The sequence below is a fragment of the Pedococcus sp. genome (assembly GCF_036000045.1).
In the GTDB taxonomy this organism is placed as follows: domain Bacteria; phylum Actinomycetota; class Actinomycetes; order Actinomycetales; family Dermatophilaceae; genus Pedococcus.
Map to the genome: position 1 here is coordinate 52066 of NZ_DASYGF010000083.1, position 20416 is coordinate 72481.

19 protein-coding genes are annotated in these 20416 nt (G+C 71.9%); 4 read left to right on the top strand and 15 right to left on the bottom strand.

Translation table 11 applies throughout. The features are described from left to right. Positions 1 to 68: 68 nt before the first annotated feature. The 11 genes from aroB to VGN50_RS12740 form a co-directional block, all read right to left on the bottom strand. Complete coding sequence (gene aroB, locus VGN50_RS12690; RefSeq protein ID WP_327445167.1) at positions 69 to 1184, bottom strand: 3-dehydroquinate synthase; 1116 nt, start codon at positions 1182 to 1184, stop codon at positions 69 to 71. Beyond that, entirely contained in the window at positions 1181 to 1705 is a 525-nt protein-coding gene (locus VGN50_RS12695; protein WP_414694600.1) for a shikimate kinase, read from the bottom strand. The genes aroB and VGN50_RS12695 overlap by 4 nt, the downstream gene beginning before the upstream one ends. Next, positions 1699 to 2922 (bottom strand): chorismate synthase, encoded by a 1224-nt coding sequence (gene aroC, locus VGN50_RS12700; protein WP_327445168.1) that lies wholly within the window; start codon positions 2920 to 2922, stop codon positions 1699 to 1701. Before aroC ends, VGN50_RS12695 begins: the two co-directional genes overlap by 7 nt. A gap of 37 nt (positions 2923 to 2959) precedes the next feature. Continuing rightward, entirely contained in the window at positions 2960 to 3655 is a 696-nt protein-coding gene (locus VGN50_RS12705) for an A24 family peptidase (protein WP_327445169.1), read from the bottom strand. Beyond that, the gene (locus VGN50_RS12710) at positions 3652 to 4491 is read right to left on the bottom strand and encodes a shikimate dehydrogenase (RefSeq protein ID WP_327445170.1); all 840 of its coding nucleotides are present in this window, start codon (positions 4489 to 4491) and stop codon (positions 3652 to 3654) included. The genes VGN50_RS12705 and VGN50_RS12710 overlap by 4 nt, the downstream gene beginning before the upstream one ends. Next, positions 4484 to 5701 carry an endolytic transglycosylase MltG gene (gene mltG, locus VGN50_RS12715; protein ID WP_327445171.1) on the bottom strand — a complete coding sequence of 406 codons (1218 nt, stop codon included), beginning with the start codon at positions 5699 to 5701 and terminating at the stop codon, positions 4484 to 4486. Before mltG ends, VGN50_RS12710 begins: the two co-directional genes overlap by 8 nt. Beyond that, positions 5698 to 6303: a Holliday junction resolvase RuvX gene (ruvX, locus tag VGN50_RS12720; protein WP_327445173.1), complete on the bottom strand. Its 606-nt coding sequence runs from the start codon at positions 6301 to 6303 to the stop codon at positions 5698 to 5700. Before ruvX ends, mltG begins: the two co-directional genes overlap by 4 nt. Further along, a complete protein-coding gene (gene alaS, locus VGN50_RS12725; protein ID WP_327445174.1) occupies positions 6300 to 9002 on the bottom strand; it encodes an alanine--tRNA ligase in 2703 nt (900 codons plus the stop codon). Before alaS ends, ruvX begins: the two co-directional genes overlap by 4 nt. A 91-nt stretch (positions 9003 to 9093) precedes the next feature. Further along, entirely contained in the window at positions 9094 to 9405 is a 312-nt protein-coding gene (locus VGN50_RS12730) for a DUF6167 family protein (protein WP_327445175.1), read from the bottom strand. Between the two features lie 6 nt (positions 9406 to 9411). After that, complete coding sequence (locus tag VGN50_RS12735; protein ID WP_327445188.1) at positions 9412 to 9795, bottom strand: DUF948 domain-containing protein; 384 nt, start codon at positions 9793 to 9795, stop codon at positions 9412 to 9414. Between the two features lie 111 nt (positions 9796 to 9906). Continuing rightward, complete coding sequence (locus VGN50_RS12740) at positions 9907 to 11253, bottom strand: replication-associated recombination protein A (RefSeq protein WP_327445189.1); 1347 nt, start codon at positions 11251 to 11253, stop codon at positions 9907 to 9909. Positions 11254 to 11359: 106 nt separating this feature from the next. Between VGN50_RS12740 and VGN50_RS12745 the strand changes: the two genes are divergently transcribed. The 4 genes from VGN50_RS12745 to VGN50_RS12760 are packed head-to-tail and all read left to right on the top strand — an operon-like array spanning position 11360 to position 16019. Next, positions 11360 to 13579: an MMPL family transporter gene (locus VGN50_RS12745; RefSeq protein WP_327445176.1), complete on the top strand. Its 2220-nt coding sequence runs from the start codon at positions 11360 to 11362 to the stop codon at positions 13577 to 13579. Next, the gene (locus tag VGN50_RS12750) at positions 13576 to 14340 is read left to right on the top strand and encodes a GNAT family N-acetyltransferase (protein WP_327445177.1); all 765 of its coding nucleotides are present in this window, start codon (positions 13576 to 13578) and stop codon (positions 14338 to 14340) included. Before VGN50_RS12745 ends, VGN50_RS12750 begins: the two co-directional genes overlap by 4 nt. 37 nt (positions 14341 to 14377) lie before the next feature. Continuing rightward, on the top strand, positions 14378 to 15202 hold the full coding sequence (locus VGN50_RS12755; protein WP_327445178.1) for an alpha/beta hydrolase: 825 nt from the start codon (positions 14378 to 14380) through the stop codon (positions 15200 to 15202). A gap of 4 nt (positions 15203 to 15206) precedes the next feature. After that, the gene (locus tag VGN50_RS12760; RefSeq protein ID WP_327445179.1) at positions 15207 to 16019 is read left to right on the top strand and encodes a DUF427 domain-containing protein; all 813 of its coding nucleotides are present in this window, start codon (positions 15207 to 15209) and stop codon (positions 16017 to 16019) included. A gap of 48 nt (positions 16020 to 16067) precedes the next feature. Here VGN50_RS12760 and aspS read toward each other — a convergent pair whose 3' ends face one another. The 4 genes from aspS to VGN50_RS12780 form a co-directional block, all read right to left on the bottom strand. Continuing rightward, positions 16068 to 17915: an aspartate--tRNA ligase gene (gene aspS, locus VGN50_RS12765; RefSeq protein ID WP_327445180.1), complete on the bottom strand. Its 1848-nt coding sequence runs from the start codon at positions 17913 to 17915 to the stop codon at positions 16068 to 16070. 109 nt (positions 17916 to 18024) lie between these two features. Then, a complete protein-coding gene (locus VGN50_RS12770; protein ID WP_327445181.1) occupies positions 18025 to 18417 on the bottom strand; it encodes a YchJ family protein in 393 nt (130 codons plus the stop codon). Between the two features lie 97 nt (positions 18418 to 18514). Next, positions 18515 to 19180, bottom strand: a complete 666-nt coding sequence (locus tag VGN50_RS12775) for an NUDIX hydrolase (RefSeq protein WP_327445182.1) — start codon at positions 19178 to 19180, stop codon at positions 18515 to 18517. Between the two features lie 2 nt (positions 19181 to 19182). Then, positions 19183 to 20416 (bottom strand): CTP synthase (locus VGN50_RS12780; RefSeq protein ID WP_327445183.1); only part of this gene is annotated, 1234 nt, incomplete at its 5' end.

Here is a 20416-nt window from a genome sequence, read left to right on the forward strand (position 1 = left end):
TTTCGGTTGGGCTGGAAGTCGCCGAGCAGTCTAGCCGCCGCGCCACCAGCGCCCGAATCGCGCCAGTCTCAGTCGCGGCTGATCTCGGCGTATGCCGCGTGCAACAGGGCCGGGTCGGGACCCTCGAGGCGGGTCGGCTGCGCGAGCCCCGACAGCACGACGAAGCGCAGCAGGGAGCCCCGGGTCTTCTTGTCGCGCTTCATGGCGTCCAGCAGCTTCGGCCAGCGGTCGCCTCGGTAGGTGACCGGCAGTCCCAGCGAGCCCAGGATGCTGCGGTGGCGCTCGACGAGGTCGTCGTCGATGCGGCCGGCCAGCCGCGCCAGCTCGGCGACGTAGACCATGCCGATCGAGACCGCGGCGCCGTGCCGGAACTGGTAGCGCTCCACGTGCTCGACGGCGTGCCCGAAGGTGTGTCCGTAGTTGAGGATCTCGCGCAGCGAGGACTCCTTGAGGTCCTGGGCGACGACATCGGCCTTGACCTGGACGGCCCGCTCGACGAGCTCGCGCACGGCCGGGCCGTCGAACCGGCGCGCGCCCTGCGGGTCCGCCTCCACGAGGTCGAGGATCGCGGGGTCGGCGATGAACCCGCACTTGACCACCTCGGCCAGCCCCGCGACGAAGTCGTGCTCGGGCAGCGTCTCAAGCGTGCGCAGGTCGCAGAGCACGCCCGTCGGAGGGTGGAACGCGCCGACGAGGTTCTTGCCCTCAGCCGTGTTGATGCCCGTCTTACCCCCCACCGCCGCGTCGACCATCCCGAGCAGCGTCGTGGGCAGGTGGACGACCCTGACCCCTCGCAGCCAGGTCGCCGCGACGAAGCCGGCGAGGTCCGTGGTCGCTCCCCCACCGACCGAGACGACCGCGTCGGACCGGGTGAAGCCCGCCTGTCCCAGGACGCCCCACAGGAATGCCGCCACCTGCGCGGTCTTGGCCTCCTCGGCGTCGGGGACCTCCGCGGCATACGCCTCGAATCCGGCCGAGGCGAGCTCCTCGCGGACGCCCTCACCGGTCGCGGCGAGCGCCCGCGGGTGCACGACGAGCACCCGCTGGACCCCCTCGAGCAGCCCGGGCAGCTCGCCCAGCAGGCCCGTGCCGATGACGACGTCGTAGGCGCCTCCGACGCTGATGCGCGTCGGGCCTGAGGGGGTCGTGGTCGCCGGCGTGGTCGCCCGCGCTGTCGGTGTCATGCGCGAGCCTTCAGCCATGCCACGATCTCTTCCACGATGTCCTGCGGCGGGCGTCCCGTCGTGTCCACCCGTGTCGCCGCCAGCGCCTCGTAGGTCGGCCGCCGCAGCTGCATGATCCTGCTCCACTGGGCGCGGGGGTTCACCCCGAGCAGCGGACGGCTGACACCGAAGCCCACCCGCTTGGCCGCGTCACCGATCGCCACGTCGAGGAACACGACGGCATGCCCGGCGAGCCGGTCCTGGGTGGCCTGGTCCATGGGCGCCCCACCACCGAGCGAGACGACCGGCCCGTCTGTCGCGAGTGCGCGCTCGACCTCCTCGCGCTCCAGCGCGCGAAAGGCCGGCTCTCCGTCGTCGACGAAGATGTCGGCGATGCTGCGCCCCTCCTGCGCCTCGATGCGAGCGTCGGTGTCGTGGAACGGCACGTCGAGCCGGTCGGCGAGCAGGGCGCCTACCGTCGACTTGCCCGCGCCCGGTGGCCCGATGAGCACGACGAGCGGTCGGCCGGTGGCGGTCACCACGTGCGCATCGTCTCTGGGATGGCCGCGAGGTATGCCGCGTGGTTGCGTGCCGTCTCGGTGACCGAGTCACCACCGAACTTCTCCACGCATGCCTGCGCGAGCACCAGCGCCACCATCGCCTCTGCGACGACCCCGGCAGCCGGCACGGCGCACACGTCGGACCGCTGGTGGATCGCCTTGGCGGCCTCGGCCCCCGTGGTGTCGACCGTGTCGAGGGCCCGTGGGACGGTCGAGATGGGCTTCATCGCAGCCCTGACCCGCAGGACGTCCCCGGTGGACATGCCGCCCTCGGTGCCACCCGCCCGGCCGGAGCGACGGCGGATGGTGCCGTCCGCGTCGCGCTCCATCTCGTCGTGGGCTGCGGAGCCCCGGCGTGCCGCCGTGCGGAAGCCGTCGCCGACCTCGACACCCTTGATGGCCTGGATGCCCATGAGGGCGCCGGCGAGCTGTGCGTCGAGGCGGCGGTCCCAGTGGACGTGCGAGCCCAGTCCCGGCGGCAGGCCGTAGGCGAGGACCTCGACCACCCCGCCAAGGGTGTCGCCGTCCTTCTTGGCCGCCTCGACCTCTGCCACCATGGCGGCAGAGCCGGCCGGGTCGAGGGTGCGCACCGGGTCGGCGTCGATCTGCTCGACCTGGTCGGGAGTCGGCAGCGGTGCGTCGTCCGGGACGCCTGCGGCGCCGATGGCCACGGTGTGCGAGACGAGCCGGATGCCGTAGGCCTGGTCGAGGAACCTCGCGGCCACCTCGCCGAGGGCGACGCGAGCGGCCGTCTCCCGCGCCGAGGCGCGCTCGAGCACCGGGCGCGCGTCGTCGAAGCCGTACTTCTGCATGCCGACGAGGTCGGCGTGGCCCGGGCGTGGCCGCGTCAGCGGACGGTTGCGGGCGATCTCCTTCTCGGCGTTGACGTCGTCGGAGGCCGCCAGCGCGTCGGCCGAGACGGGGTCGGCCGACATGACCGTCTCCCACTTCGGCCACTCGCTGTTACCGATGCGGATCGCGACCGGCGAGCCCATGGTGACACCGTGGCGCAGACCGCCGAGGAACTCGACCTCGTCCTGCTCGAACTTCATCCGGGCCCCGCGGCCGAACCCCAGGCGGCGTCGAGCGAGGGCGGCGGCCACGTCCTTGGTCGTCACCTCGACGCCGGCCGGCAGGCCCTCGATCGTGGCGAGCAGCGCCGGCCCGTGGGACTCACCTGCGGTCAACCAGCGAAGCATGGGTCGATCCTGCCATGACCGCGACGGGCCACTCCGGCTAGGCCACCCACTGGAACTCGAGCGCGAGCGCGACGAAGGCGCCCACGAGCATGGCCGGCCCGAAGGCGATGTGGGACCTGAGGCCGACCCGCCGGCCGAGCAGCATGACGAGCGCGACGACCCCGCCGACCAGGAACCCCGCCAGCAGCCCCAGGACGACCATCGGCACGCTCAGCCAGCCGAGGACCAGCCCGATCAGCCCCGAGAGCTTGACGTCGCCGAAGCCCAGCGAGCTCGGCGAGACCCAGGCCATGACGAAGTACAGGGCGAACACCGCGGCCATGCAGGCCAGCGCACGGACCAGCGGCGCCGGCTGGCCGGTGCCTGCGGTCGCCACCGCGACGAGCGCGAGCAGCGCGGGGTACGCGGGCAGCACGAGGCCGTCCGGCAGGCGGTGCACGTCGGCGTCGATCCACATCAGCGCGACCGCGAGCCAGGCGAAGAGCAGGTATACCGGCAGCGCGGCCCACCCGGCCGTCTCCCCGATGCGCCAGGCGAGGAACGCCCACAGCAGCCCGAGCACGAGCGGCGGCCACCACCAGTGGCGCGACGGCCGGCCGGAGCCGTCGGACTCGATCCGGTAGCCACCGGTGGCGAGCGTGCGGCCGGTGGCCGCGCCGACCACGGCACCCGCGAGCGCGGCGACGAGAACGAGCCACAGCGGCGTGCCCGCTCCCCCGCTCCAGACGATCATCGGCCCAGAGCCTGGCGCCCGGCGGCATACATCGCCTGCACAGGCGGCGTCCGGCCGGTGAAGAGCCGGAACTGCTCGGCCGCCTGGTGCACGAGCATGTCGAGGCCGGACACGACCGTCATGCCGACACGCTCGGCCCTCTGGGCAAGAGGGGTCGGCCAGTCGGCGTACACGACATCCATGAGGGTGCCGCCACGAGGACGGTCGCCGAGAGCTGCCGCGGCGACGAGCGCGCCCTCGGGAGGCAGCGTGCTCACCACCAGCTGGTCACCACCGTGGCCGCCGTTGCCGCCGTGGTCTTCGCCCCAGCTCGCGAGCGACACGACCTCGACGACGACACCCGAGTCGACTGCGACACGCAGTGTCTCCGGACGGGCCTCACCCCGGGTCGCGAGCAGCAGCCGCGTGACGCCCAGCCGGGCGAGGGCGACGATCGCCGACCGTGCGGTGGCGCCTCCCCCGAGCAGGACCGCAGAGCCGTCGTGGCTGACCTCGGCCAGGGCGGCCTCTATGCCGTGCACGTCGGTGTTGTCAGCGTCCCAGCCGAGGTCGGTGCGCCTCACGAGGGTGTTCACGGCGCCGGTCACCCGCGCCGTCTGCGTGACCGTTGTCGCCACGTCGAAGGCGACCTCTTTCAGGGGCATGGTGAGGCTCAGCCCGCGCCAGCTGCCGTCGAGTCGAGCGACGAAGGCGCCGAGCTCGTCGGCGCCCACGTCGTGGGCGGCATACGACCAGTCCCCCAGGCCTGCGGCGCGGTAGGCCGCCGTGTGCAGCACCGGAGACAACGAGTGGGCGACCGGACGACCGAGCACGGCAGCCCGGCTCGGCTCAGCCACTGCCCTCGCACTTCGGCTTGTGGGCGTCGCACCAGGCCTGGCGGATCGCGTTGTTGCGGTCGTGCTCGGCGCGCGTCGTGGCGAACAGCGTCTCGCCGGTGTCGTAGTTGACGGTCACGAAGTAGAACCACGGGCCAGGCGTGGGGTTCGCGGCGGCCTGGATGGCGAGGGCCCCGGGGCTGCTGATCGGCCCCGGTGGCAGGCCCTTGTGGGTGTAGGTGTCGTAGGGGTTGGTCTTGGCCGAGAGGTACTGCGCCCTGGTGAGGTTGCCTCGGCGCTGGAGCGCGTAGTTGACCGTCGAGTCCATCTGGAGCAGGCCGATCGTGGGGCCCTTGGGGTTCTGGAGCCGGTTCTCGACGACCCGGGCCACCTTGCCGCGGTCGGCGACGCCCGCCTCCCCCTCGACGATCGAGGCGATGGTGAGCGTCTTCTGGTAGTCGGCCGGGGCGACTCCGGCTGCCTGCAGCGTCGAGACGGCCTTGGCGACCATCGTGCTCAGCTGCTCGGCCGCGGTGGCCTTGGCAGGGAAGTCGTAGGTGGAGGGGAACAGGTAGCCCTCCAGGTTGCCCTTCGCCTGCGGCGGCAGGCCGAGCGAGGAAGGGTCAGCGGCGGCGGCCTGGTACTGCGCGAGGGGGACCCCCGTGCGCTTGGAGAGCACCGCGAAGACCTCGGACTTCCAGAGACCCTCACGCACGGTCACCCGGGGCACCGTGAGGTTCTTGGGGTCGAGCAGGGCGGCGAGCGCCTCCTTGCCCGACATCTTCTTCTTCAGCGTGTAGGTCCCCGGCTGGATCGCGGCCGAGCGGGGGTCGGCCGCGGAGGCGTCGAGGAAGGCACCCGCCGTCTTGACGACATCGGCCTTCTGGAGGGCTGCGCCGATGGCTCGACCGGAGTCGCCGTCGTTGACGACGACCTTGACGACACCGCTGCCGGGGCCTGGGTAGTCGCCGCTGGCCATGAAGCCCTCGACCACCGGCCGCAGACCTGTGTATGCCGCGAACGCACCTGCCGCGACGAGAGCCAGCGCCACGACGAGGCACCCGAGACGGCGACCGCGACGGCGGCGCCGGTGAGGCTGAGCGCGGCGCCCCCTGCGGCCACGAACGTCGTGGTCGCCGTGCTGGCCGTCGTGCTGGCCGTCGTGCTGGTCGCCGGGGTGCTCGCCGTGGTGGTGCCCGAAGATCGAGTGCTCAAGATGAGGCTCGGTCATCGATCTCTGTCCTTCGTCCTGGGCTTGCGCCGACCTGCCGTGACCAGCTCGCCGGGCGGTCGCCCGGAGCTGCGCTCCGCATCCAGCGCGGCCTGCAGGATCAGCACTGCGGCCGCTTGGTCGACGACCGCACGATGTCGGCGGTTGTCGACTCCGCTGTCACGGAGCGAGCGGTGCGCGTCGACCGTGGTGAGCCGCTCGTCGACGAGACGCACCGGCACAGGCGCGACGCGCGCCGCCAGCCGCCCAGCATACGTGCGTGCCGACGCTGCGGCGGGACCTTCCCCACCACTCAGGCTGCGTGGCAGCCCGACCACGACCTCGACGCAGTCGAGCTCGGCGACGAGCGTAGCGATCTCCTCGATGTCGCTCGGGGCTGTGACCTGCGCCTTCTCGGCGCCGGCGGCACCGGCGCCCCGCGCCATGTCCTGCGGCTTGTCCCGCGGCGTGTCCGCAGCCAGGTCCCGTGCCACGGTGCGCACCGGCGTGGCCAGCAGGCCGGACGGGTCGCTGGCCGCCACGCCGACACGGACGCTGCCGACGTCGATGCCCACCCGCCGTCCGTGGCGGGTGGGCATCGAGGTGTCGGAGCCGCCGCTCATCCAGCGCCTTGGGCGGCAGCCCGGACCGCGTGGTCGATCTGGCCCAGGGCGTCGCCGGTGCGGGCCGCGTCGGTGCCCCCGCCCTGCGCGAGGTCGTCCTTGCCACCGCCCCCGCCGCCGAGGGCCTGGGCCGCCAGGCGGACCAACGCGCCGGCCTTGATGCCGCGCTCGCGAGCGCTGCTGTTGGTGGCGACGACGACCGCGGGCCGGCCATTGGTCACGCCCGTGAGGGCGATGACCGCAGGCGCGCTGTCGGTGAGCCGGCCGCGCAGGTCGAGGGCCATGGTGCGCAGGTCGTCGGCGCTGGCCCCCTCGCCGGCGTCATGGGTGAGGAGCCGGATGCCGTCGACGTCGCGGGCGTACGCGAGCAGCTGACCCGTGGCCGCCTGGACCTGCTCGCGGCGGATCCGTTCGATCTCGCGCTCGGCGTCACGGACCCGGGCGACCAGTGCCGCGACCCGGTCCTTGAGCTCGCCCGGCTGCACCTTGACGATCTCGGAGAGCTCGGCGACCAGCGCCCGCTCCTTGGCGAGGTAGCGCAGGGCGTCCATGCCCACGAACGCCTCGAGCCGGCGTACCCCGGAGCCGACGGACGACTCTCCGGTGACCGACATCGCGCCGATCTGCGACGAGTGGGCCACGTGAGTGCCACCGCAGAGCTCGCGTGACCACGGGCCGCCGATCTCGATGACCCTGACCTGCTCGTCATAGGTCTCGCCGAACAAAGCCAGCGCCCCGAGCTCGCGAGCCTGAGGCAGGGTCATGTACTGCGCGGACACGGGCAGGTCGTGCCGCACGGCCAGGTTGGCGACCTCCTCGATCTCGCTGCGGGTCTCGGGCGAGAGCGCCTGGCCCCACGCGAAGTCGAGCCGCAGGTAGCCGGGCTTGTTGTAGGAGCCCGACTGCAGGGCCGACGGGCCGAGCACCTGACGGAGCGCCGCGTGGACCACGTGGGTGCCGGAGTGCGCCTGGCACGCGGAGATCCGCCACTCGGGGTCGACCTCGGCCGACACCGCCTGACCTGCGCGGACGGGCCCGGTGAGCACCTCGACGGTGTGGGCGACGAGCCCCTTCACCGGACGCTGCACGTCGACGACCCGCAGGTGGGCGCCGTCGGCCGTGATGATGCCCTCGTCGGCGATCTGGCCACCGGACTCGGCATAGAAGGGCGTGCGGTCGAGCACGACCTGCCCCCGCTGACCGGGCTCGAGCTCCTCGACGCGCTGACCGTCGAGGACGAGGCCGAGGACCTTCGCCTCGCTGGTCAGCTCGGAGTAGGCCCGCCAGTCCGTCGCGCCCAGCGCTCGCAGGTCGCGCCAGACCTCGGTGTGGGCGTGGCCGCCCTTCTTGGCCTTGGCGTCGGCCTTGGCGCGCTCGCGCTGCTCCTGCATGAGTCGCGTGAAGCCCTCACGGTCGACCTGCAGCCCCTGCTCCTGCGCCATCTCGAGCGTCAGGTCGATGGGGAAGCCGTAGGTGTCGTGCAGCTGGAAGGCCTGGTCGCCGGGCAGGGTCGTGCCCCCGCCCTGCTTGGTCCGGGTGACGGCGGTGTCGAGGATGGTCGTGCCCGAGGCGAGCGTGCGACGAAAAGCCTCCTCCTCGGCATACGCGATCTGGGAGATGCGGTCGAAGCCGCTCTCGAGCTCCGGATAGGAGTTCTTCATCCGCTCCATCGACACGGGCAGCAGCAACGGCAGGCTCGGCTCGTCGAACCCGAGCAGGCGCATCGAGCGCACCGCACGGCGCAGCATCCGGCGCAGGACGTAGCCGCGGCCCTCGTTGCCGGGAGTGACGCCGTCGCCGATGAGCATGAGGCTGGACCGGATGTGGTCCGCCACGACCCGGAGCCGCACGTCGTCGGGGTGCGACTCGCTGGCGGCGTGGCCGGAGTGCGCGCCGTACCTCCTGCCGGTCAGCTCGGCCGCGCGGTCGAGGACGGGGTAGACCTCGTCGATCTCGTAGAGGTTGTCGACGCCCTGCAGCAGGGTCGCCATGCGCTCCAGCCCCATGCCGGTGTCGATGTTCTTCTTGGGCAGGTCGCCGGCGATGTCGAAGTCGTCCTTGGCCCGCACCGCGGACAGGTCGTACTGCATGAAGACGAGGTTCCAGAACTCGAGGTAACGGTCCTCGTCGACGGCCGGGCCGCCCTCACGGCCGTACTCGGGACCGCGGTCGAGATAGATCTCGCTGCACGGACCGCCGGGACCGGGCACGCCCATGTGCCAGTAGTTGTCCAGCTTGCCGCGGCGCACGATGCGCTCCACGGGGATCCCGACGGTGTTCTTCCAGAGGTCGAAGGCCTCGTCGTCGTCCTCGTAGACGGTCGGCCAGATCTTGTCGGGATCGAGGCCGAAGCCGCCCTCGGACTGGCTGGTGGTGACCAGCTCCCAGGCGAAGGTGATCGCGCCTTCCTTGAAGTAGTCGCCGAACGAGAAGTTGCCGTTCATCTGGAAGAACGTGCCGTGGCGCGAGGTCTTGCCCACCTCCTCGATGTCACCGGTGCGCACGCACTTCTGGACCGACGTGGCGCGGTCCCACTGCGGCGTCTGCTGGCCGAGGAAGTACGGCTTGAACGGCACCATCCCCGCGTTGACGAACAGCAGGTTCGGGTCGTCGTAGACCAGCGGGGCGGACGGGACGACCGTGTGGCCCTTGCTCTCGTAGAAGGAGAGAAAGCGGCGCCTGATCTCGGCGGTTTCCATGCGTGTACTCAGTCCTTAAACCATGCCGTGGGGGGTTCGGCGGGCAGGCAGTGGGCGTAGGTAGGCCGGGGGCAGCGAGGACGCCGCGCCCCTAGCGAGCTCGGTCGGAGCGCAGGCCGGTGGGGTCCTCCAGCAGGGCCCGGGCACTGGCCGGGTCGAGGCGGGTGGGCTCCCCGGCGGCCGGCGCCGTCTCGGTGTCGATCCCCAGGGCCAGGCGCAGCTCGCCCTCGCGCTCGGCCATGCCCTCACGCACCGCGGCCGCGAGCTCGCGCATGCCATCGGCGAAGTCGGAGAGGCCGTGGGCCACCCCGGCAGGGGTGTAGGCCTCGGCGGCCTTGCTCACCTTGCGCACGGCATAGACCCCCACAGCGGCGCCCAGGGCAGTCCAGAACAGACGGGACATCGGCGGTCAGCCCCGACGGCGGCGACGGCCGCCCGCGCTGCGCGAGCCGCTGGCCTGGAAGGCCGAGCGGACGCCGTAGGTGAATGCTGCGACCTTGACCACGGGGCTGCCCAGCGTCGCCGCGAACAGCGAGGTCAGCGCGTTGGCGTTGGTGGTCATCGCCGAGACGTTGGTGGTGATGCCGTCGACCCGGGCCAGCTGCTCGTTGGTCAGGCTCACGGTGTCGGTGAGCTTGAGCAGGGTGGGCTGGACGTTCTCGGTGGTGCTGCGCAGACTCATCCTCGTCTCGTCGAGGATCTTGCCGGCCTTGCCGATCACGCCGCCGAGCCGGAAGACCAGGAACGCGAAGGCCAGGGCCGCGATCAGGCCCGCGATGTCGCCGAGACTCACATGCATGGCCGTCACCCTACCCCGGCGCTGCGGGGGCACGACACGGCGTTGCGACGTGCGGTGGCCCCAGTCAACCCCTCTGCTCACGGCTGGTGACCTGCGACGACCGCCTCACTGCGCGTCGTTGCGTCCGTGGATGCGCGACCTCAGCCACGCCCATCGCGGCCCGAGCCGCTCCTCGAAGCCGCGGTCCGTGGGCCGGTAGTAGTCGGTCCGCCCCTGCAGGTCCTCAGGCAGGTAGGCCTGCTGGGCGACCCCGTCGGGCTCGCCGTGCGCATAGACGTAGCCGTCGCCGTGCCCGAGGCGGGTCGCGCCGGCATACCCGCTGCCGCGCAGGTGCGGCGGCACCTGACCCCCGCGCCCCGCCCGCACGTCGGCGATGGCCTCGTTGATCCCGGTGTATGCCGCGTTGCTCTTGGGTGCCAGGGCGTTGTGGACCACCGCCTGGGCCAGGATGATCCGCGCCTCGGGCATGCCGATCTGGGCGACCGCGTGCATCGCGGCGACGGCCGTCTGGAGGGCCGTGGGGTCGGCCATGCCGACGTCCTCGCTCGCGGCGATGACGATGCGTCGCGCGATGAACCGCGGGTCCTCCCCCGCCTCCAGCATCCGCGCGAGATAGTGCAGCGCCGCATCGACGTCGGAGCCGCGCATCGACTTGATGAGGGCAGAGGCCACGTCGTAGTGCTGGTCGCCGGTCTTGTCATAGCGCACCGACGCGAAGGCGACCGCCTGCTCGGTGTGCGCGAGGGTGATCTCGACCGGCCCGTCCAGCTCGGCGCCCGGCGGTATGCCGTCCTGCGCCACCCCCGCGGCCGCTTCCAGCGCGGTCAGCGCACGGCGGGCGTCGCCGCCGGCGACCCGCACCAGATGAGCAACCGCCTCCGCCGCGAGCGCATACTCGCCCGCCAGACCACGCTCGTCCGCGACGGCGGCCGCGAGCACGTCCTCCACCTCCTTGTCGCTGAGCGGGCCGAGGGTGATGAGCATGGACCGCGACAGCAGCGGGGCGATGACCGAGAACGAGGGGTTCTCGGTGGTGGCCGCGACGAGGATGACCTGCCGCGTCTCGACACCGGGAAGGAGTGCGTCCTGCTGCGCCTTGGTGAACCGGTGGATCTCGTCGAGGAACAGCACCGTCTGCCGGTCATACAGGTCCCGGTCGCGGGCGGCCTGGTCCATGACCGCCCGGACGTCCTTGACCCCTGCCGTCACCGCGCTCAGCTCGACGAACCGGCGGTCGGCCGCGGTCGCCACGAGGTGGGCCAGCGTCGTCTTACCGGTGCCCGGTGGTCCCCAGATGATGGCGGACAACGGGCCGGCCGCACCGCCGGACCCCTCGATCAGCCGCCGCAGCGGGCTCCCGGGGCGCAGTACGTCGGACTGGCCCCGGACCTCGTCCAGCGAGGCGGGGCGCATGCGCACGGCGAGGGGAGGCAGTGAGGCGCCGGACGGCATACCGGACTCGCCGCCGCGCGACTGCGTCGCGCCATAGCCATTTCGCGACTGCGTCGCGAAGAGGTCCTCGCCAGCACCGGTACCCACGGGTGGCAGGCTATCTCCCGTGACACAGCCGCCCGCCCACGCCGGCCACCCGGACCGCTCGCGCTCCGCGCTCTCGCGCCTCGGTCGGGCCATCGCCCACCGCCCGAAGACGGTGATGCTCGTCTGGCTCCTGCTCGTCGCCGCCGGGTTCGGCGTAGCCACCGGAGCGTTCGGCGGGGAGTCGCTGTTCGGCCGCCTCCACTCCGGCGAACCGTCCGTCTCAGGTGAGAACGGCACCGGACGCGACCTGCTGACCAAGGCCGGCGCCTCCCAGCTGTCGACGTACACCGTGCGGGTCGACGGCGCCGATGTCGCCGCACCGCGGACCAGGCGTGCCGCGCTCGAGGTGGCCCAGCGCGTCGAGGCCACCCCAGGGGTGGACGCGGTGGCGATGCCCTTCCTCGTCCCCGGCGGCCTCGCCGCCCCACAGGCGTCAGCGCTGCTCAAGGGTGGCTCGCCGACGGGAGACGGGTTCGCCACGGTGGTGAGCCTGGCCGGCAACCCGGACAAGGCGACCCACCAGCGGATCGCCTCGGCGGTCCTTGGCGCGTTCCAGCCGCTGCGGGCCGCCGCACCCCACGCGAGCGTGAGCGGCGCGGGGCTGCAGGACCTCATCGACGCCATCACCGGCCAGCTCCAGGTCGACCTGCGCACGGGCGAGGGCATCGCGCTGCCGGTGAGCTTCGTCGTGATGATCGTGGTCTTCGGCGGGTTCGTGGCGGCGGGGATGCCCATCCTCGGCGCCGTCGCCTCCATCGCGGGCGCACTGGCCTCGCTGCTCGGGTTCTCGTACCTCATCGACCTCGATGCCACCGCCGTCAACGTCATCACCGTGCTGGGTCTCGGTCTCTGCATCGACTACGGACTGCTCACCGTGAGCCGGTTCCGCGAGGAGCTGCGCGCGCTCGCCCGGGGCCTGCCCGCGGCCGAGGTCACGCCGGAGATGATCCGAGCCGCGACCGCCCGGACCGTCGACTCCGCCGGGCGCACCGTCGTCTTCTCGGGCCTCACCGTGGCCATCTCGTTGGGAGGCCTGCTCGTCTTCGAGGCCCAGATCATGAAGGCGATCGGTGCGGCCGGCCTCTCGGTCGTCCTCATCGCCATGCTGGTCGCGCTCACCCTCGTCCCCGCACTGTGCGTCGTCGGCGCTCGCCGGCTGATGCGGCGGGGCACCGAGCTGGCGCCCGAGGAGGGCGTGTTCTCCCGGCTGGCCGAGTGGGTGCACCGGCACCCGGTGCCGATCATCGTGGTCGTCGTCGCAGCGCTGGTCGGGCTGGCCCTGCCTGCGTTCGGTCTGCGGCTCACCTCCTCGGGCAGTGGCCTCCTGCCCACCAGCTCGTCGACCCGGCAGTTCTTCGACGGCATGGCCCGGGACTACCCGAAGCTGGGCGGCGCGGACGTCACCGTCGTTGCCAAGGCGCCTCTCAGCGAAACCCGCGCGTATGCCGCGAGCCTGCGCCTCCCCGCCGGTGACCGGGTCACGCGCGTGACGGCCGCCGGCAGCGGGCTCAGCGTGGTCGACCTGGACACCCCTGGGGGCGGTCTCGACGACCCCGCCCGCGCGCTCGTCCGTCAGCTCAAGTCCGAGCGGCCGCAGTTCCCCACCTATGTCACGGGCCAGGCGTCGGGGCTCCAGGACTTCACCGACTCGATGTGGCAGCGCGCGCCATACGCGTTCGCCCTCGTGGCCCTCGCCACCTTGGTGCTGCTCTTCCTCATGACCGGATCGGTCGTCATCCCGGTCAAGGCCCTGCTGCTCAACGTCGTGTCCCTCGGCGCCTCGCTCGGCGTCATCGTCTGGGTCTTCCAGCACGGCAACCTTCAGGGGCTGCTGGGGTTCTCCTCGGTCGGAGCCGTGGAGTCGACGATCCCCTTGCTGGTCCTGGCCTTCGGTTTCGGGCTGTCGATGGACTACGAGGTGTTCCTGCTGTCGCGGATCGTCGAGCTGCACGAGCGCGGCCACGCCAACGACGCGGCGGTGGTGCTGGGTCTGCAGCGCTCCGGACGCATCATCACCTCGGCTGCGCTGCTCGTCGTCATCGTCTTCTCCGGGTTCGTCGCCGGCAAGCTGCTCGTCATCAAGGAGACCGGCGTGGGCCTGGCCACAGCGGTGGCTCTGGACGCCACCCTCGTCCGCATGCTCCTCGTCCCGGCGACCATGACCCTCCTCGGCGACTGGAACTGGTGGGCACCGGCGCGCCTGCGTCGCTGGCACGCGCGGTTCGGCATCACCGAATGAGGCTGCGCCCGCTCACCACGCATGCCGCGCTCCTCGAGGCATCCGGTGACGACACCTTCGTCCGCTATGACGTGCCTGCGACGCTGGAGCACCACGGCTGGGCGCACGGCTCGGCCGTCGCGGTGCCTCGCCGCAGCCACCTGCGCCGCCTCGGTCTGCTCGTCCTCGGTCCACCCGCCGACGTCGAACAGCTGGTCGGAGAGCTCGCCGACGGCTCCCTCCTGCCCCGCGAGATCGGCAACGTGACCGTGTCGGCCGGCGCGCTGGAAGCGGTCGCGGCGCACCTCGCCCTGGGCGAGGGCAACGACTGGGAGTGGATGTATGCCGCGTCGCCCCCCGACCCCGTCCAGGCCGAGGACCGCCTCGCCGAGCTGACCGAGGACGACGAACCCGAGATCCGCCGGCTTCTCGCGCACGCCAACCCCCGCACCGACGCGCGGCCCTTCGAGTACCCCGGTCAGACGTGGGTGGGCGTGCGCGGTCCCGGCCGCCGGCTCGTGGCCTGTGGGGTCCGTGAGCCCAGCCTGGCCGGGTACCCCATCCTCGCCGGGATCACCGTCGACCAGGCCCATCGAGGGACGGGGCTGGGACGGGCCGTCACGGCATACCTCACGCGGGCCGCCGTTCTGGAGGCCGGCCTCTGCACCCTCGGCATGTACTCCGACAACGACGTCGCCCGCGGCGTCTACACCGGGCTGGGCTACGGCGACATCCATCGGTGGTCGAGCCGGCGGTTGGCACGCCCGGCCGGCGGTGCCTAGATTCGGAGGACAGCCGAACCCGACGAGAGGACCCCTCATGGCCAGCGTTCGCAACGACACCGTCTCCCTCCACGTCGAGGACAGCGGCGGTCCCGGTCGCCCGGTCGTCCTGATCCATGGATGGCCGTTGAGCAGCGCCTCCTGGTCCGACCTCACCCCCGCTCTGGTCGACGCGGGATACCGCGTCGTGGCCTACGACCGCCGTGGTTTCGGACAGTCCGACCAGCCGGGCGAGGCGAGCACCTACGACTACGACACCCTCACCTCGGACCTCGACGCGGTGGTGCGCGAGCTCGACCTGCGCGACGTGACGCTGGTGGGCTTCTCGATGGGGGGCGGCGAGGTGGCCCGCTACGTCGGGACGCACGGCGCGGACCGGGTGCACAGCGTGGTGTTCGCCGCCGCTATCCCGCCATGCCTGCTCAAGGACGCCGACCACCCCGACGGTGGCCTCGACCTCGACACGGTGAAGCAGATGCAGCAGCAGCTGCGAGCCGACCCCGAGGGGTTCCTCAAGGGCTTCCTGACGAACTTCTTCAGCGCCGACGGCGACCTCAGGGTGAGCCAGGACCAGCTGCGCGAGGCCCTGCGCCTCGCCGCGCAGGCCGACGTGCACGCCGCCGCCGAGTGCATCGGGTCCTGGGTCACGGACTTCACCACCGACCTGGCCAAGGTCAGCGTGCCGGCGCTGGTGATCCACGGCGACTCCGACGCCATCGTGCCGTTCGAGGTGTCCGGGCAGCGCACCCACGACGCGATTGCCGGGAGCGAGCTGCGAGTCCTGGCGGGCGGGCCGCACGGCATCAACACCAGCCACGCCGCTGAGTTCAACGCAGCCGTCATCGACTTCCTCCAGAGGTGACCCCGTGAGCGTCGACCTCGCCAGGCAGTGGTTCTCCGGGCTGCGTGAGCTGCGCTACGCCAGCACGTCGAAGCGGCTGCGTGCCACGCTCGACGGCACGCTGGTCCTCGACACCACAGACGCCCTGCTCGTGTGGGAGCCCACCCGGGTCGTCCCCCACTACGCCGTGCCCGAGGCTGCGCTCCAGGTCGCGCTGGTGGAGCTGCCCCGCATCGAGCCACCCGACGCGCTGCCGCCCGTGATGGGCCCGCAGCACTTCGAGCTGCACACGTGTCCCGGTACGCCGCTCGCCCCCGCCGGCGGACCCATGGCCGGCGTGGAGGTGGCGTTCCGCCCGGATGACGACTCGCTGGGCGGGCGGGTCCTCCTCGACTTCGCGCGGTTCGAGTGGCGCGAGGAGGACGAGCCCGTCATGGGTCACCCGCACGACCCGTTCAAGCGGATCGACGTCCTGCGCAGTGACCGCCACGTGGTGGTCACGCTCGACGGCACAGTGCTCGCCGAGTCACGACGAGCGACGGCGCTCTACGAGACCCTGCTGCCGGTCCGCTGGTACCTCCCGCGCGAGGATGTGCGACTGGACCTGCTGCGTCCCTCGTCGACGCGCTCGGTCTGCGCCTACAAGGGGGTCGCGAGCTACCTCAGCGCCGAGGGCGAGGCCGGCGCCGACATCGCCTGGTACTACCCGGACCCGCTGCACGACGCCGAAGAGGTGCGCGACCTCGTGGCGTTCTGGTCGGAGCGCGCGCAGGTCACGGTCGACGGCGTGCCCGTGCCCGGCCGGATGCCTGACGTGGGTCCGCCTCGGCGCTCCTGACGCGCCTCGCCTCAGCTCACCGGACCCCGGGTGGGCTTCGGGCGTCGCCTAGGCCTGTGCGGCAGCCGGTATGCCGTCTGGCGCGGCGCCCTCGGCAGGCGCGGGCTGCGCGTCCACACCGGCCTCCTTGCGCTGCTGAGGCGTGATGGGTGCCGGCGCTGAGGTGAGCGGGTCGTAGCCGCCCCCGGACTTGGGGAAGGCGATGACGTCGCGGATCGACTCGGTCCTGGCCAGCAGCGAGACGATCCGGTCCCACCCGAACGCGATGCCGCCGTGAGGCGGAGCGCCGAACGCGAAGGCGTCGAGCAGGAAGCCGAACTTCTCCTGGGCGTCCTCGGGCGACAGGCCCATGACCCTGAAGACCCGCTCCTGGACATCGCGGCGGTGGATACGGATGGACCCCCCGCCGATCTCGTTGCCGTTGCACACCAGGTCGTAGGCGTAGGCCAGAGCCGATCCCGGGTCGGTGTCGAACGTGTCGATGAACTCGGGCTTGGGCGAGGTGAACGCGTGGTGCACCGCAGTCCAGGCGCCCGCACCCACGGCGACGTCACCGGCGGCCACGGCCTCCGAGGCCGGCTCGAACAGCGGCGCGTCGACAACCCAGAGGAACGACCAGGCGGCCTCGTCGATCAGGTCGCAGCGCCGGCCGATCTCCAGTCGCGCGGCACCGAGCAGGGCCCGAGAGGCCTTCGTAGCACCGGCGGCGAAGAACACGCAGTCACCGGGCTGGGCGCCGACGTGGGCGGCGAGCCCGGCCTTCTCCTCGTCGGAGAGGTTCTTGGCCACCGGGCCCGAGAGCTCGACGTCGCCGTCGGCCCCCTCGTTGACGAGCACGTAGGCGAGGCCGCGGGCACCGCGGCTCTTGGCCCAGTCCTGCCAGGCGTCGAGCTGCTTGCGGGCCTGGGATGCCCCGCCGGGCATGACGACCGCACCGACGTAGTCGGCCTGGAAGACCCGGAAGGGAGTGTTGGCGAAGTAGGCCGTGCAGTCGACCAGCTCGTTGCCGAAGCGCAGGTCCGGCTTGTCCGACCCGAAGCGCGCCATGGCGTCGGCATAGGTCATCCGCTGGAAGGGCGTCTGCAGGTCGACACCGACGAGCCGCCAGACCTCGCGGGCCACGGCCTCGCCGAGCTCGATGACGTCGTCCTGCTCGACGAAGGACATCTCGATGTCGAGCTGGGTGAACTCCGGCTGGCGGTCGGCGCGGAAGTCCTCGTCGCGGTAGCAGCGGGCGATCTGGTAGTACCGCTCCATCCCGGCCACCATGAGCAGCTGTTTGAACAGCTGGGGGCTCTGCGGGAGGGCGTACCAGGACCCGGGGGCCAACCGCGCGGGCACGAGGAAGTCCCGGGCTCCCTCCGGCGTGGACCGGGTCAGGGTGGGCGTCTCGATCTCGACGAAGTCCCGCGCGCCGAGCACGGCGCGAGCGGCGGCGTTGACCTTGGAGCGGAGTCGGAGGGCGGCGCCGGCCGACGACGCTCCCGGGCGGCGCAGGTCGAGGTAGCGGTGCTTGAGCCGGGCCTCCTCGCCGACGGTGACGCGCTCATCGATCTGGAACGGCAGCGGCGCGCTGGGGTTGAGCACCTCGATCTCGCTGGCGATCACCTCGATCTCGCCGGTCGGCAGGTCGGGGTTGGCGTTGCCCTCGGGCCGCGCGGTGACCTCACCCACGACCCGGATGCAGTACTCGTTGCGCAGGTCGTGCGCGCCACCCCGTTCCAGCACCTCGTCGCGAGCGACGACCTGGGCGATCCCGCTGGCATCGCGCAGGTCCAGGAAGGCGACGCCGCCATGATCGCGCCGGCGGGCCACCCAGCCCGTCAACACAACGGTCTGGCCGACATGTCCTTGCGAGCCGGCACGCAGCGTGCCGGCCTCATGGCTGCGGAGCACAAAAGATCCTTTGAATCGGGGGCTGGTCGAGCCCGCCCATCCTACGGACCGGGCACGGCGGCATACGAATCGGTTTAGTCGAGGGTCAGTCGAGGGTTCAGTCGAGGGTTCAGTCGAGCAGGTCCCCGTCGACATACACCCAGCGGCCCGCGCGTCGGACGAACCGGCTTCGCTCGTGCAGCACCCCGTCGCCGTGGGTCGCGCGGAACTCGACCTCACCGAAGCGGTCGTCATATCGGCCGTCCGCGGTGGCCAGGACGGTCAGGTCCAGCCAGCCCACGAAGCGGCCTGGGTCCAGCTCGGCCGGCCTGGTGCGCGGGTGCCAGGTACGCAGGAGGTACGACGTGTCGCCGACCACGTAGGCGGCATACCGGGACCGCATCAGCTCCTCGGCGGTCGAGGCGGCGCGCTGGCCCTCGTGCAGCGGGCCGCAGCACCCCGTGTAGCTCGCGCCCCGCCCGCACGGGCAGGCCTCGGGCACCGTCACTTCAAGCGCGCTCATGCAGTCCGATCGGCGACGACTGTTGCGTCAGGGGGGCAGTTCTCGCGATGCATGGGGTGAGCCTACGGCCATCCGTGCCGGCGAGACTGTGCTCCGCCTAGTTCCCCTGGCGGTATGCCGGGTGCCTGGGCCACGCTGCCTCGGCGGGACGAAGGGTCGACCAGCCGAGCTCGCGGGCAGCCAGCGCGGCCAGAGCGGCGACGGCCAGGGTCGAGTTCTGGACGCGGCCGGCGAGCACGGCGTCGCGGACCTCTTCGAGCGGCACCCAGGCCAGCGGCATACCCAGCTCTTCGCCGTCGCGCTGGTGACGCTCGCCTTGGGGAACCTGCGCAAGATCGCGGGCCAGATAGACGCGCAAGGCCTCGTCGAGGCCGCCCGGTGAGCTCAGATAGTCGACCAACACGTGCCAGGTCGAGGCGACGAGGTCCGCCTCCTCGTGCAGCTCGCGGGCCGCGGCACGGTGGGGTGGTTCGCCGTCGACGTCGAGCAGCCCCGCCGGGATCTCCCACTCGAAGGCGCGCACGGGATGGCGGTACTGCTGGATCACGCACAGCCGCCCCTGGCCGTCGAGCGCGGCGATGGCGACGGCCCCGGGGTGATGCACGTACTCGCGGGTCACCTGCCCGGCGTTCCCGAGGTCGACCCGGTCCCGCACGACGTCCCAGACCAGCCCCTTCAGGGCCACCTCGGAGCGCAGCACGGGACGCGCTTCCATCCGGTCCGTCAGCTCGCCGGCCACCAGCTCGGTCGGCTCGTTGTCCACGGTCAGGCGGTTGCGTCGGCGGCGGCCCGCGGGCGGTCGACCTCGACGAGGCGCGCGGCGCGCTGAGCGTTGATCGCGGCCCCGACCAGCCCGGCGAACAGGGGGTGCGCCCGGTGGGGTCGCGACTTGAACTCAGGGTGCGCCTGCGTCGACACGTAGTACGGGTGCACCTCGCGAGGCAGCTCGACGAACTCGACGAGGTTCTTGTCCGGGGAAAGCCCCGAGAACACCAGGCCGGCCCGCTCGAGCTGCTCGCGGTAGCCGTTGTTCACCTCGTACCGGTGCCGGTGCCGTTCGTCGACGGAGACCGCGGCATAGGCCTCGGCCACCACGGAGCCCTCGGTCAGCTTCGCCGGGTAGGACCCGAGCCGCATCGTGCCGCCCAGGTCACCAGCGCCCTCTACGAACGCCTTCTGCTCCTCCATGGTCGCGATGACCGGGGCGGGGGTCTGCGGGTCGAACTCGGTCGAGCTCGCACCAGCGATGCCGGCGACGTTCCGGGCGTACTCGATGACCATGCACTGCAGGCCCAGGCAGATGCCCAACGTCGGCACCCCGCGCTCGCGGGCCCACTTCAGCGCGCCAAGCTTGCCCTCGATCCCGCGCACCCCGAACCCACCGGGGACCAGCACCGCGTCGACTCCCCCGAGCGCCTTCTGCGCCCCGGAGTCGGTCTGGCACTCATCGCTGGCGACCCACCGGATCGACACCTTGGCGTCGTGGTGGAAGCCGCCGGCGCGCAAGGCCTCGGTCACCGACAGGTAGGCGTCCGGCAGGTCGATGTACTTGCCGACCAGCGCAATCTCTACGGTGTGCTCCGGGCTGTGCACCCGGCGCAGCAGCTCGTCCCAGTCATGCCAGTCGACATCGCGGAAGTTCAGGCCGAGGCGGCGGATGACGAACGCATCCAGCCCCTCCTTGTGCAGCACCTTGGGGATGTCGTAGATGCTCGGCGCGTCCACGGCCGCGGCGCACGCCTCGGTGTCGACATCGCACATGAGCGAGATCTTGCGCTTGATGCTCACCGGGATCTCGCGGTCAGCGCGCAGGACCAACCCGTCGGGCTGGATACCGACCTGGCGCAGCGCCGCGACTGAGTGCTGGGTCGGCTTGGTCTTGAGCTCGCCGCTGGGCGCCAGGTACGGCACCAGCGAGACGTGCAGGAAGAAGACGTTGTCTCGACCGATCTCGTGGCGGACCTGCCGGGCCGCCTCCAGGAACGGCAGCGACTCGATG